Raw genomic sequence first — 13,005 nt, forward strand, 5'->3', positions numbered from 1 at the left:
AGCAGAATATTTACTTCTCTTTGACATAAAAAATCCCCCTAAAGTAACGACAGATTTTTGTTTTTTCATCTGTCCACTTTAGAGGGAGCATATCACATTATGCTTCGGTTTTTTCCTTTTGATCCAGCTGCTGAACCTGAAATAATTTATAATAATTCCCTTGTTTCGCCATTAATTCTTCATGGCTCCCTATTTCGACGATTTCGCCATGTTCGATAAGAACAATCCGACTCGCATGAGTAATCGTTGATAATCGGTGAGCAACAATAAAGGTAGTCCGGTCCCTTGCAAGCTCCTCAAGGGATTCTTGAATTAAATGTTCACTCTCTAAATCAAGAGCTGATGTTGCTTCATCCAAAATTAAGATAGGCGGATTTTTTAAAAACACACGGGCAATGGCAATTCGTTGTTTCTGCCCACCGGAAAGCTTCACGCCTCTTTCCCCTACCCTTGTGTTATAGCCTTCTGCAAGATTTAAAATAAATTCATGAGCATTAGCCGCTTTTGCCGCTTGGGTTACTTCTTCATCGGAAGCATCCGGTTTCCCTAATAAAATATTTTCTTTAACCGATTCACTAAAGAGAATATTATCCTGAAAAACCACTCCAATTTTGTCTCTTAAGGATTGAACGTTAAAGTGGCGGATATCAACCCCATCCAGTGTGATTCTTCCTTCTGTTACATCATAAAATCTCGGAATTAAGCTTACGAATGTTGATTTTCCACCGCCGCTCATTCCAACTAAGGCGATCGTTTCTCCCTTTTTTACTTCTAAGGAAACATTTTTCAATACCTTCTCTTCTGTTTCTCCATAAGAAAAATTAACCTTTTCGAATGAAATATCGCCATTGACAGTTGTACACTGGGTGGCATTCGGTGCATCCACAATATCATATTGTTCATCCATAAATTCAAACACACGGTCCATAGATGCGAAGGATTGAGTGATGGTCGTAGAGGAGTTAACCATTCTTCTTAAGGGATTATAGAGCTTATCAATATAAGCGAAAAAGGCAACCATCTTTCCTAAAGAAAGATCGTGCTGAATAACCAAATACGCAGAGTACCCAATAACAATTAATGGTGCAATGTCTGTAATGGTATTGACTGCTGCGAATGCTTTCGCGTTCCAGCTTGTATGCTGCAGTGCTTTTTCCAGAAAGTTTTTATTCTGCTTATCAAATTGAGTTTGTTCATATTCCTCAATCGCAAAACTCTTTATGACTGGCATTCCTTGCACCCGTTCGTGTAAATAACTTTGGACCTCCGCTAGCGCCTGTGAACGGATTCTAGTAAACCTTCGTAAATTTCCAAAAAAGTACCTTACAGAAATAGCGTAAAGAGGAAATAGCAGGATGGATACAATGGTCAGTTTAACATTCATCGAAAACATAATAATAATCGCAATGATAATGGTTGCAACATCCAGCCACAGATTCATTAATCCGGAAATGACAAAGGTCTTCGTTTGCTCCACGTCGTTAATCACACGGGAAATAATTTCGCCGGCACGTGTATTCGCGTAATATCGAAAGCTCAATTTCTGAATATGTGTATAAAGCTTATCGCGGATATCATAAAGGATTTTACTAGAAGTCCATTGGGCAAAGTATTGACGATAATATTCGACTGGCGGTCTAAGGATGACAAATATAACAATCATTACTCCCATCATGATCATTAATTTCTGGATTTTTGCTTCATTAGGCAACGAGTGATTGGTAATAATATCATCGATCACATATTGAATCAGCATTGGAATGATTAACGGGATTCCAAACTTTATAACCCCGATTATAATGGTTCCAATAATTTGCACCCTGTATGGCTTAACAAACTGTAGATACCTGCGTATACTGTTCAAATAATTCTCCCCTTTTGAACAAATTAAAAAACCTGTTGAGAAGTGCATCAACAGGCCTTAATGCCGTTTTTTCTAGCGTCGATAGGTTAAATAACGTTCATACCAGATATCAATAAAGTCTGGAGCAAAAGGACCCTTCCGCTGGCGAATCCAGCGAATGAGCTTATCCACATTTTTCTTAAGAATTTGGTCAATCACTTCAGGATATTTCATCTCTCGGCGATGACGCTCATATTCATCTTCATCCAATAAATTGAAGGTCATATCAGGATAAACTTTTATATCCAAATCATAATCAATATATTTCAAAGCTTCCCCGTCAAAAATAAACGGTGAGCTAAGGTTACAATAGTAATATATCCCGTCTTCCCGAATCATTCCAATCACATTGAACCAGCATTGGGAATGAAAGTAACAAATAGCCGGCTCCCTTGTAATCCATGTTCTTCCATCTGATTCTGTTACAATCGTCCGATCGTTTCCGCCAATCACCAAATTTTGCGAACCTTTTAAAACGGTTGTTTCTTCCCAAACCCGATGGATGTGCCCATTGTGTTTATAGCTATGTATTTGTATTGGTTCTCCTTCGATGGGTACGCCCATATTCTCCCCTACCTTCATTCCTGAACGCTTTGCAACCTATTCTAAAATATTTTAAAAACACAAAAGGCAACAAAGTACAATTCCTCTTTTATATTATTATAACGGTTAAACAAGGATTTTAAAACAAAAGAGCCATTGAATTCAATGACTCTTAAGGAAAAATTTACGTATTTTTTAATGTTTAGCCATTATTTTATTATCTTGAATGGGTTAAATTTGATACTTGGTAGGACTGAATAACCTCTTCTGTTTGTTTCTCAAAAATCATTTGAATCTCTTTCAATTCATTTTTCATTTGTTGAATATCGGACTGGATACTCTCAAGCTCCGTTTCATTTTGCAGCTTATGCAATTCTGCTTCAATCTCAAGACAGCGCTCCAGTTCGGCTTGAAGGTATAATAATTTTTCCATTGTGATCATTTGTTCGGAAACTAAACGGTTAAATTGATCCATTTCCCTCACCGCCTTATATTTTGTACCTTATAAGTATTCTTGAACAAATGCTATTCTCCTTTGACTTTTTATGTAAACTTTAGAGAACTTTTGTCGAATTAGAGAAATGGAAGTTTTAGAAAAGAAATCAGGATGGAAAAAAAATAAAAAGAAGGCACTCTTCCGATTGAGAGCGCCTTCTATCCTTTTTAACTTATCTTAGCTTTGACCAAATTGACCAGCATTTTGGTTTTTACGAGCTTCTGCAGATTGGTTTTGTTTTCTAACCTCTGCTGCATTTGTTTCACTCGCAAATTCAGTACCAAATGCTCCTGCTGCACCTGCACCAGCATTGGCACGAGCCGCTTTAGCATTTTGTTGTCTTACTTCTTGAGCATTTGTTTCACTCGCGAATTCAGTACCGAATGCTCCTGCTGCACCTGCACCTTGAGATTGAGCGTTTTGTTGTCTTACTTCCTGGATGTTTGTTCCAGCTGAAGTTTTGTTGGCTTGTTGGTTGAATTTTGCCACCTGTAATCACCTCCACGAAAATTAATTTACCCTCGTGGTGTGAAGAATATCCATTTTTTTTATAAATTTTTAAACCAGCAAGGAAATCCCGCCATCAACGATAATCGTTTGCCCTCTAATCATGCTTGATGCATCTGATAATAAGAACATAACCGTATTAACCATATCATCAATTTCGACCATTCTTCCTGCAGGCGTTTTATCTTTCGCTTCCTGAAGGAGTTCTTCACGGTTTGGAAAATGCTTCAGCGCCTCAGTATCAACAGCACCGCCGGAAACAGCATTCACGACAATATTTTTTGAAGCAAGCTCAACAGCTAAATACCTTGTTAAAGCTTCAAGCGCCGCTTTAGACACACCAACTACCGTGTAATTTTTTAGATAGCGAATGGAACCTAGTGAACTTATGCTGACAATTTTTCCGCCGCCGTTCTTCTCCATCAGTTTCGCTGCTTCCTGAGCGCAAAATAAGAGGGCTTTGCTGTTAATATTTAACGTCCAATCCCAATGCGATTCCTCCAGCTCCATTAACGGACGCTGTACACCTGAGGCAGCATTGTTAACAAAAATATCTAAGCGTCCAAACTCTTGCTCAATTTGGGCAAACATATCTTTTATTTTATTTACATCACCGACATTGGCTTTCACAACCAGTACTTTTCTGCCAAGAGCTTCGATTTGTTCAGCAGTCTCAAGCGCTCCACTTTTACTTCTGGCATAATTAATAACAATATCGTATCCATCTTTGGCTAATCTAAGAGCCGTTGCTTTCCCAATTCCCCTGCTGCTTCCTGTAATTAATGCTACTTTTTGTGTCATATGTATAGATCCCTTCTTATTTTATGGTTTCATATTATTTTAGCTAATCCATGAATAGAAGACAATTCATAACAAAACACTAAATTGAATAACGTGGTTGAAAGGAAGAGGTAAAATGTATAACGGGCGGGATATGACAGAACTTTCAATGATGTCGATTAAAGAGTGGGAGACCCAAGAATTAGCCTTTTTTCATCATTCATTGCAACAAATGGTCCCATACTTAAATAGTGAAGGGCAGACGATTCATCGAGAAATTGTCGAAGAAATTATAAGTCGCGGTGGTTTGAAATAATAAAAAAGAATGAACGCCGAAGGTTCAGCGTTCATTCTTTTTCATATTCCTGATAAAGCTTTAGAATTTTTTGAGTAAAAACGGGAAAGGCATAATCCTCGATATTTTCTAGTGAAACAAATTTCCACTCTTGATTCTCTTTAAAATCAGCGGAAATACTTCCAGTATAAACTTTTATTTTCCAGATCAAATGGGAAAAAACATGTTCGACTTGACCGATCATCTTATCAAAATGAATATTTAGATTTAAATCTTGTTCAAAAAGGCGAGAAATTTCATCACGGTTATTTTGAATGGGATGGTTAATTTCTAAATTTGGAAATTCCCATAGGCTTGCAAGTAAACCTGTTTCGGGTCGTTTATGAATAAGTTGGTTTCCCTTTTCATTTGTAAGAACCACAGCCGCGAGTTGCACCTCCCGCTGTTTATTTTTCTGAGATTTGATTGGAAGTTCTGATTGCACACCTTCATGAAAGGCTTGGCAATGTTCACGAACAGGACATAGCAAACAGGATGGCGAGGTTGGCGTACAGATTAGAGCACCTAATTCCATTAATGCCTGATTAAATTCTGATGGTTCCTCATGCGAAATTAGCTCCCTAACGGCTTGTTCAAAAACCTTACGGGAAGAAGGCTTGGCGATATCTTCCCAAATGGAAAGAATCCTTGATAAAACTCTCATCACATTGCCATCAACAGCCGGTTCGGGAATTCCATAAGCAATGCTTAAAATTGCTCCCGCCGTATAAGGGCCAACCCCTTTCAGATTGGATATTTCCTTTGTTGTATTGGGTACAACTCCATTATATTTTTCTTTGACTTCCTTAACCGCAGAATGTAAATTTCTGACTCTTGAATAATATCCCAGTCCTTCCCAAGCCTTAAGAACCTTATCTTCATTTGCCTCAGCAAGGGTCTCAATACTTGGAAACCAATCAATAAAACGGTTAAAATAAGGTATAACCGTATCTACTCTCGTTTGCTGCAGCATGATCTCTGAAACCCAAACTTTATACGGGTCTTGGTCCTTTCGCCATGGCAAATCACGCTGTTCATTTTTAAACCATGTGATTAGATCAACTTGAAAATCTTGTATATTTACTTTCATTAAATTATTTAGAACATTTTTCATTACATTTAGGCCTCCAACTTGTTAAACACTACAAAATGAGGGAATATAATAGTATGCATTGTATTACGATAATCCATATTGAGTGTTTTGACAAGAATGGATTAATTTAAAGGAGGAACTTCCTTTTGGATACAGGAACTCATGTTGTTATGGGGATTGCTCTTGGAGGTCTGGCAACACTTGACCCCGTCGTTGCCAGCAGTCATGCTGCAACATCCAGTGTTTTAATTGCCACTATCGCGGGGTCACAAATACCCGATATTGATACAGTATTAAAACTAAGAAATAATGCGATTTACATTCGCAACCATCGGGGTGTTACCCATTCCATCCCGGCAGTGATTCTTTGGCCGCTTGTCCTTTTAGCTGTGATTTACCCATTTTTCCCAACCGTCAATTTACTGCATTTGTGGGCATGGACATTTTTTGCTGTATTTCTTCACGTATTTGTTGATATCTTTAACGCTTACGGAACTCAAGCCCTTCGGCCATTTTCAAATAAATGGGTCGCTTTAGGTGTCATTAATACATTTGATCCATATATTTTTGGGATTCATGTTGTCGGTATTTTTATTTGGATTTTTGGAGCAAATCCCGGATATACCTTTTTGATGATGTATTTTGTTATTATTGGTTACTACTTATTAAGGTTCCGGGTCCGACATAAGGTTTTATCGGAGATCAGAAGAATCGTTCCAGATGCAACGGAAATTATCATTGCACCCACCATGAAGTTCCACCAATGGCGGATTGCTGCAATGAATGAAAAACAATTTTTCGTTGGGAAAGCTGTAAAGGATAGGGTTGAGATTTTAGATTTATTTAATCGGATTCCCGTACCTGAAACATCGGTCATTCAGGCAGCTAAAAAAGATAAAAACCTTTCTGCGTTTTTATCCTTCTCTCCTGTTTATCGCTGGGAAGTAGATGAATACGATGATTTTTATGAAGTAAGGTTTATTGATCTCAGATATCGAAGCAACGGTCATTACCCTTTTGTCGCAGTTGTCCAATTAGATTGTGACCTAAACCGAATCAGCTCCTATACCGGATGGGTCTTCAGCGAGAAGAAATTGCGGAAAAAGCTAAGTATTATACCAAGTTAAAAAAGCGGTGACTATAGTCACCGTTTTTTTTTTGCCATTTTCTTATAACATAACCGATTCTATATAAGCTAATAATATAGATACGTGGTTAGCATTGATCTTTTGGATGCTTTGCTTTTCACGATTTCTCATTCCTTTATATGGAGGTATAGCATGAGAAACAAAGCGAAAGATTTCCCAAACCAAAATAATAACAAGTTCGAGGGAGAACCAAGAGCAAAAGCAGAGTATGCTTCAAAAAGAGCAGATGGGACCACTAATACGCATCCACAAGAGCGTATGCGGGCTTCTGGTCAGCGCGAAAATGATACACCTGAATTTTAACTAGGGAGGTTTTATAATGGGAAACCAGAAATTTTTCCAAAATAAGCCATTTTCAACACCATGGGCTAGTGCAAAACACCAACATTCTCAGATAAATGGCGAAAGCAAACTTACCCAAGACCTCATCATTTTAAAGCGCCAAACCAGAAAGCAGTCTTAGAAAACAACCAAACCAGAGAATTGCTCTCTGGTTTGCGTTTTTGTCCAGCTTCAGGGCCTAGCCCCTCGAGGGAAAAAATGAACTGCCTTTTTCCTAGGTTGCTTCCACTTTTCTTATTTTAACCACTTTAACATAGAAATCGGCAATGCCTCTTCTTTTCCATCGCCCTTTAGCCGATATCCCCAGGCAAAAACTCCATTTATATAATCAATTTTAAAATATTGCCCCGGATCCCCTTCAAGCTCATAAATTTCACCCGGCGCAAAGGAATCGGGACTAATTAAATAGGCACGAGCCATCAGTACTTTCCTTTCAAGGACAGCAAACTCATTCACTCTTCCTAATTGCTCTGCTTTCCGTGCTTGCTCTTGAAGAGTCGCTATTTCTTGGCGTAATTCATATTCGCTCAATTCACTATATCGTTTCTCCTGGTGCATGTAATCCACTCCCAAAGTTTCGTTATCCACCAACATCAAGTATAATTATTTTTGTAAAATTAATAAAGTGAAACTTCAATCAGTGGGGGTTTTTTCCATCCCCCACTGATTATTAGTTGAACCAATCGGGCTTTTACGGGCAGTTGTTCCCACTTATTCTATTCTTTCACTCAAGGTCTTGAAGAAGGGGTCTTACTGCCCGTTAATGCGGGATAAAGGAGTTTGGCAAATGAAAACAATTATTGTAACCGGTGCTGGTTCAGGGTTAGGGAAAGAATTAGCCTTATTATTTTCTGGGCAAAATTATCATCTGCTTTTAACGGGGCGGAACAAAGAAAAATTAATGGAGACGAAAACGGAAATTGAAGCGATTGGCGGAAGTGCAGATTTTCTCCAATTAGATATCCGAAACAATCAAGAGGTACTAGAAAAAATCGCCGATATTAGTAAGTCAAATGAAATCTATGGACTAATCAACAACGCAGGAGTGGGACACTTCGGACCCTTTCTAGAGATGAAGCAGCAGGAAATAACGAAGATGCTCGACACAAATGTTCTTGGAACCATCATTATGACAAAATCCGTTTTACCCTACTTGATTCAACAAGGCGAAGGAAAAATTATCAATATTATCTCAACAGCCGGACTCCGCGGTAAGGTTAATGAAGCAGTTTATGCAGCAAGTAAATTTGCCATACGCGGCTTTACAGAAAGCCTTCAAAAAGAATATGAGGGCAGCAATATCCATTTTACTGCCGTTTATATGGGCGGCATGGATACTCCTTTCTGGAATGAAAGCAACCACGTGAAAGACCCATCCCGTTTTCGTTCCCCAAAAGAAGTAGCAGAAATAATTGTCAAACAAATCCATCAAGATTCTATTATTATTGAAAGTAAAAAATCATGACGTCCTGTCATGATTCTTCTTTTTCAGCTAAAAATTTTTCAATCAAATCCATTGCGAAGCCCTTTCGATACAAGGCTTGTTTCATCTTTTGTTTATACTCATAACCATGAAGATGACTATATTTCCGATAAATCTTTTCCCCTTGATACCTGATTGCATCCATTTCCGCATTTGAATCCTTGTCAAGTTCACTCACATTAACAGCCATTTGGATGATCTCAAAAGGATACCCTTTTCGAAGCAATAATCCTTCAAGCTTTTGTTTTACAATCCGCTCAGAATCCTTTGTATTCTTTTCAAAAAACTTTTTGGCAAGTATGGAGGCTTTTTCAACCTGCAGGTCATAAGAAAAGCCTTGAAGAGCTTGTCTTGCAAGTTCCTCTTTTATTCCCCTATCTTTTAATTCTAACCAAATTAAATCAGGCCCTTTATCTGTTGTATTTACTTGGGTTCTAACAAATGCATGAGCATATTCTTCGTCATCAATATATTTTTGGGCTGCTAATTTATGGAGAACCTCGTTAATGATGGGCTCATCATTTTCTTTTTTGGTTAAATAATCCCTTATTTCTTTTTCGGACCGCATTCTTTTGGCTAAATATTGGATAGCTTGATGATAGGCTTTGCGAATATCGTCCTGAAACTGGATTTCCAGAAAGGAAAAATCATCAAGATCCATCCCTTTTTTTAATTGAAATTTTATTAAGACATCACTATCAACACTGAAAGCAAATTCTTCACCTTTACCATAATCCATAAAAACATTATAACGATCCTGATTTTTCTGCTGCGTGGTGATTTTCGTAATTATAGCCATTTCCCTCACCTCAACACTACTCTACCATGTTTTTCATGAAATATCGCAAAGAAATGAAAATTAACAGTATCATTCCTTTCTTAAAAGGTAAAAATGGAAATAAGTACATATCGTGCTTAATCATATCCACTACGCTTAATGACGAGCAGCAAATTATGTTGAAAGGAATGAGCAAAATGGCGGAAAAAAAGAAAAAAGATAAGGATCGGGGAAAATATTCCTTAACCAGTATGCAGGAGGTCAGTTATCAAAGAGAATTTAAAATGGCAGATCGTGCTGGAGGATTTTCAGACAGAAAAACAAAGCTATAAGCCTTTGAAGCATTTTCCATTCATGGACCTTTTCTAATTGTTAAAACTAATAAAGGAGCCAAGTTGGTTCTGATCGTTAACAATGAAAGGGGTTTTAGTAATGGGTCGTTCGCGTGGTCATGGGTCTCGTGATAAAAATAAAGCATCACTTCCACAGGTGCCGAAAAATCTTAAATCAGATGGAATCGATGAAGAGTATTCTGCTGAATTAGCCGATCAGGCAGATTTAGAGGCACAAGCACGAGCAAACGCAGCTAACCAGCGTGTAAATACGAAAAGAAATAGATAACCTCTTATAATTTGAAAAAGAAGCAGGTGCCCTGCTTCTTTTTCAATCTATTTTGTGGATAATGTGAATAATGTGGATTCTTTGCCAAAACCTTTTAAAATATAGCTTAAAAGCTTTTCATATTTTGTTAACAATTTTTGTGGGTAACCCTGTGGATAGTGTGTATAAGTTTGTGGAATACTTAATATAATAGGACCTTTGATGTGGATATTCTGGTGTATAATTGAATTTTCATTCACTTTTCACAATTTAAAATAAACAGGCAACCCAAATAACTTATTTTCTCTACTATCAAATTTTAATTTGAGACAATAGGATAAAAATCATTGGTATAGGCTACGATGTCCCCCCACCCCATAAAATCTTCATCCGATACCTTCCACGTATGTTTCTCTGTATCATGACGTACTACGGCAAAATGAAACCGATTCGTTGAATAAACATTGAAGCCGGCTTTTTTACATTGATCAATAAAAAAGTAATCCTCCGCACGATTTACTTTTTCAAATTGAACTTTTTCAAAAACCGCCTTTCGAAACATTAATGTGGCTCCGGCAACCGTGTCAGAGAATGAATTTTCTTCACCAGGCACTAAGACCAAGGCTTTTTTATTTTTAAAATAAATGAAGTATGAACCTTTACCGAGAATCGAAACCTGTTCGTCTTTAAATGCCCCCATCGAACTGGTAATATATTCAGGACCATAATAGTCATCATCATCAAATTTAGCAATAATATCATGGTTAGCCTTTAGAACGCCAAAATTTAAGCAATCCCCCAATGCTGCTTTCTCATGAAGCTGAAAAACACGTACGTTAGGGTAATTCTTCGCTTTCTCCATCCATTTGTCTATACTCATAGAATCTTTATTAAGGATAATAATTAACTCTTTATCCTTCCATGTTTGCTGTTGATAATTGTTAAAAACATTATTGATAAATTCATCTCTAATGGTGCAAGTGATAATGGAAACCATTTTTCCGCTCCTTTCGCTCCATTCGTTTTATGAAGCAATAACTTTTTCAATAAAATTGGCCAGGTTTTTATATTTTCCTAGTTTATTTAGTCTCCGCAGGTCTGACTTCAGCTCGTTTATTTGCTCTATTCCAAAACCGGCGGCACCTAAAATATTAAAATGGCGAATATCCACTTTCAATAAGAGGGCCATGGTGTCAAGGATTGAGATGAATCTATTTTGAAAATCTTTTGTTTTTTTGCCGTATTTTTCAACCAAATTCTTATATTCTTGTAGGATATCGTTCATGGTTGTTAAATCCATCATCCTTGATAGTTCTAAACTAAGAATAAGGACATCCACTTCATGATGCTTTTTAATAAATAAATGATAATTCCCTATTGCCTCTTTCCACTTGCTTTCTTCGACAGGATGTTCTTGATGATAGGAAACCAAATCCTTCGCATTAAGATATTTTGCCCCTGCTTTATATAAACGGTATCCTAACTCCCAGTCTTCATATCCGTATTTCACAAAGTCCTCATCAAATATCCCGGCTTTGCTTAATAGCTCTTTTCTCAAAGAAACATTGCCTGTCAGAAGGGCCATCCACGGAAATTCAAAACCTTCTAGGCCCGCTCCATATTTGCTGGTAATTTTTCGAAACCAGGAGTTCGCATTCTTAATTAAATCGCCATATGTCTGATTCGTAATATCACTTTTGTTAATGAGGGGATAAGGCTTTGAAGCTGTTTTTTCATATTTACTGAATTTACTGTTAAGGTTTTGATTATCTTTTACAATCTCCGCAATTTGGGCAAGTTTCTCGCGATCATATTTAGGAAAAATACAGGAAATAATATTTTGGGAATACATGACTCCTGACATAATAAGATTGCTTTTTGCTTGGTGATATTTAACATGATTGGTTACAAAATTAGGGTCAACAAGCATTTCAGCATCTAAAAATATCAGGATACTTCCGCTCGATGCTTGAATTCCGATATTGCGCACCTTTGCCCTTCCAAGATTTTCATTGTTTCGGATATATTTAAATTGGTAGGGCGGATGATAGTTTTGAAGGGTTTCTTCCGTTTGATCCGTAGAGCCATCATCAATGATGATGACCTCCATTTTTTCCAAATTGAATGTTTGATTTTCAAGAGAATAAAGGGTAAATAGATTGAGTGGATATTTATTGTAGGATGGAATAATAATACTTACCTCTATTTTTTGATTTTGATTATTAGTCAAATCTCTATACTTTTCCATATTTTTTTCATCATTAAAGCTCTGATTCATTTGCTTGTTATTAGCCAGTAATGGTTGCCTGTTGATTTTTCCAGTAGTTTTTTCGGGCCAAATTGCATATAAGCCGTTCCGCTGTGCTTTCAATCTGGCATTCATATTTACTTTAAGCTGATTTGCAGTTCTGCTATGATCCCAGATTCTAATTTCTTTAATATCCCCGATAAAGAACACACCCGGCGGATAACATACAGAACCTGATGGTGAGACATACTTTTTTGAACTTTTTTCGCCTTCCTTTACGAAAGTACCATTTATGAAAAGAAAGGGTCTTTTCTCCTTATAAACCACTGCCACATGTACCCACTCATGAATGGATGTCTCATAAACTAAAGTGGCGTAGATATTATTATTTGTATATTCATAAACAGATACTCCATTCATTCCAATGGAAACGCAGATTCCGGAGCCATTTTGGTCTACTCCTCTCGCAGGGCCAATGATATAATTTTTCCCATTGCTGTTTACTGGAATTTCCCTTGACTGCTTATCAATTTGATGAATATTTTCAGGCTTAACCATAAACTCATAGGTAAACGAATTTTTTATATTGCCGATCAATCGGTCAGTTATGTTTCCTTCCATGGTGCACCCCTTTTTCCTTCTTATTGCTAAACCTCGTCCGTTTTAGTAGAGCTTTTACACAATATGTACAAGGGGTGAAATTGGACTAGACTAACTCCCATTTGTGTGATGGGTTTTTAAATTATTTTT

17 protein-coding genes are annotated in these 13,005 nt (G+C 37.3%); 7 read left to right on the forward strand and 10 right to left on the reverse strand.

What is annotated here, in order from left to right:
* Positions 1 to 97: 97 nt before the first annotated feature.
* From J2Y67_RS06975 to fabL, 5 genes are all read right to left on the reverse strand, one after another.
* Positions 98 to 1,864, reverse strand: a complete 1,767-nt coding sequence (locus J2Y67_RS06975; protein ID WP_310172143.1) for an ABC transporter ATP-binding protein — start codon at positions 1,862 to 1,864, stop codon at positions 98 to 100.
* A 72-nt stretch (positions 1,865 to 1,936) separates the two neighbouring features.
* Positions 1,937 to 2,467: a nucleoside tri-diphosphate phosphatase gene (gene ntdP, locus J2Y67_RS06980; protein WP_310172495.1), complete on the reverse strand. Its 531-nt coding sequence runs from the start codon at positions 2,465 to 2,467 to the stop codon at positions 1,937 to 1,939.
* 196 nt (positions 2,468 to 2,663) lie between these two features.
* Positions 2,664 to 2,921 (reverse strand): YgaB family protein, encoded by a 258-nt coding sequence (locus J2Y67_RS06985; RefSeq protein ID WP_310172145.1) that lies wholly within the window; start codon positions 2,919 to 2,921, stop codon positions 2,664 to 2,666.
* A 198-nt stretch (positions 2,922 to 3,119) separates the two neighbouring features.
* Positions 3,120 to 3,431, reverse strand: coding sequence for a gamma-type small acid-soluble spore protein (locus J2Y67_RS06990; protein WP_310172148.1), 312 nt, complete (start codon positions 3,429 to 3,431; stop codon positions 3,120 to 3,122).
* Positions 3,432 to 3,500: 69 nt separating this feature from the next.
* The gene (gene fabL, locus J2Y67_RS06995) at positions 3,501 to 4,250 is read right to left on the reverse strand and encodes an enoyl-[acyl-carrier-protein] reductase FabL (RefSeq protein WP_310172151.1); all 750 of its coding nucleotides are present in this window, start codon (positions 4,248 to 4,250) and stop codon (positions 3,501 to 3,503) included.
* A gap of 115 nt (positions 4,251 to 4,365) precedes the next feature.
* On the opposite strand from fabL, the gene J2Y67_RS07000 reads away from it, so the two are divergent.
* Positions 4,366 to 4,545 carry a hypothetical protein gene (locus tag J2Y67_RS07000; RefSeq protein ID WP_310172154.1) on the forward strand — a complete coding sequence of 60 codons (180 nt, stop codon included), beginning with the start codon at positions 4,366 to 4,368 and terminating at the stop codon, positions 4,543 to 4,545.
* A 31-nt stretch (positions 4,546 to 4,576) separates the two neighbouring features.
* Here J2Y67_RS07000 and mutY read toward each other — a convergent pair whose 3' ends face one another.
* Positions 4,577 to 5,677: an A/G-specific adenine glycosylase gene (mutY, locus tag J2Y67_RS07005; protein ID WP_310172157.1), complete on the reverse strand. Its 1,101-nt coding sequence runs from the start codon at positions 5,675 to 5,677 to the stop codon at positions 4,577 to 4,579.
* A gap of 125 nt (positions 5,678 to 5,802) precedes the next feature.
* Between mutY and J2Y67_RS07010 the strand changes: the two genes are divergently transcribed.
* The 3 genes from J2Y67_RS07010 (at position 5,803) to J2Y67_RS07020 (ending at position 7,267) form a co-directional block, all read left to right on the forward strand.
* Complete coding sequence (locus J2Y67_RS07010; RefSeq protein WP_310172160.1) at positions 5,803 to 6,783, forward strand: metal-dependent hydrolase; 981 nt, start codon at positions 5,803 to 5,805, stop codon at positions 6,781 to 6,783.
* A gap of 153 nt (positions 6,784 to 6,936) precedes the next feature.
* The gene (locus J2Y67_RS07015; protein WP_310172162.1) at positions 6,937 to 7,107 is read left to right on the forward strand and encodes a small, acid-soluble spore protein K; all 171 of its coding nucleotides are present in this window, start codon (positions 6,937 to 6,939) and stop codon (positions 7,105 to 7,107) included.
* A gap of 16 nt (positions 7,108 to 7,123) precedes the next feature.
* Positions 7,124 to 7,267, forward strand: coding sequence for a YpzG family protein (locus tag J2Y67_RS07020; protein WP_083402212.1), 144 nt, complete (start codon positions 7,124 to 7,126; stop codon positions 7,265 to 7,267).
* Positions 7,268 to 7,380: 113 nt separating this feature from the next.
* On the opposite strand, the gene J2Y67_RS07025 is transcribed toward J2Y67_RS07020, so the two are convergent.
* Entirely contained in the window at positions 7,381 to 7,704 is a 324-nt protein-coding gene (locus J2Y67_RS07025) for a YfhH family protein (RefSeq protein WP_310172168.1), read from the reverse strand.
* Positions 7,705 to 7,933: 229 nt separating this feature from the next.
* Between J2Y67_RS07025 and J2Y67_RS07030 the strand changes: the two genes are divergently transcribed.
* Positions 7,934 to 8,611 (forward strand): SDR family NAD(P)-dependent oxidoreductase, encoded by a 678-nt coding sequence (locus J2Y67_RS07030; protein WP_310172171.1) that lies wholly within the window; start codon positions 7,934 to 7,936, stop codon positions 8,609 to 8,611.
* Positions 8,612 to 8,618: 7 nt separating this feature from the next.
* Here the strand turns inward: J2Y67_RS07030 and recX are convergent, their stop codons facing one another.
* On the reverse strand, positions 8,619 to 9,428 hold the full coding sequence (gene recX, locus J2Y67_RS07035) for a recombination regulator RecX (RefSeq protein ID WP_310172174.1): 810 nt from the start codon (positions 9,426 to 9,428) through the stop codon (positions 8,619 to 8,621).
* 176 nt (positions 9,429 to 9,604) lie between these two features.
* Between recX and J2Y67_RS07040 the strand changes: the two genes are divergently transcribed.
* Both J2Y67_RS07040 and J2Y67_RS07045 read left to right on the forward strand, forming a co-directional pair.
* On the forward strand, positions 9,605 to 9,739 hold the full coding sequence (locus J2Y67_RS07040; protein WP_310172496.1) for a YfhE family protein: 135 nt from the start codon (positions 9,605 to 9,607) through the stop codon (positions 9,737 to 9,739).
* Between the two features lie 100 nt (positions 9,740 to 9,839).
* Entirely contained in the window at positions 9,840 to 10,028 is a 189-nt protein-coding gene (locus tag J2Y67_RS07045) for a YfhD family protein (RefSeq protein WP_310172180.1), read from the forward strand.
* Positions 10,029 to 10,326: 298 nt separating this feature from the next.
* On the opposite strand, the gene J2Y67_RS07050 is transcribed toward J2Y67_RS07045, so the two are convergent.
* Together J2Y67_RS07050 and J2Y67_RS07055 are read right to left on the reverse strand one after the other, a co-directional pair.
* Positions 10,327 to 11,004 carry a glycosyltransferase family 2 protein gene (locus J2Y67_RS07050; protein WP_310172183.1) on the reverse strand — a complete coding sequence of 226 codons (678 nt, stop codon included), beginning with the start codon at positions 11,002 to 11,004 and terminating at the stop codon, positions 10,327 to 10,329.
* A gap of 27 nt (positions 11,005 to 11,031) precedes the next feature.
* A complete protein-coding gene (locus J2Y67_RS07055; RefSeq protein ID WP_310172185.1) occupies positions 11,032 to 12,876 on the reverse strand; it encodes a glycosyltransferase in 1,845 nt (614 codons plus the stop codon).
* Between the last annotated feature and the right edge of the window lie 129 nt (positions 12,877 to 13,005).

The sequence above is a fragment of the Neobacillus niacini genome, from assembly GCF_031456445.1.
Taxonomy (GTDB): Bacteria; Bacillota; Bacilli; order Bacillales; family Cytobacillaceae; genus Neobacillus; species Neobacillus niacini_I.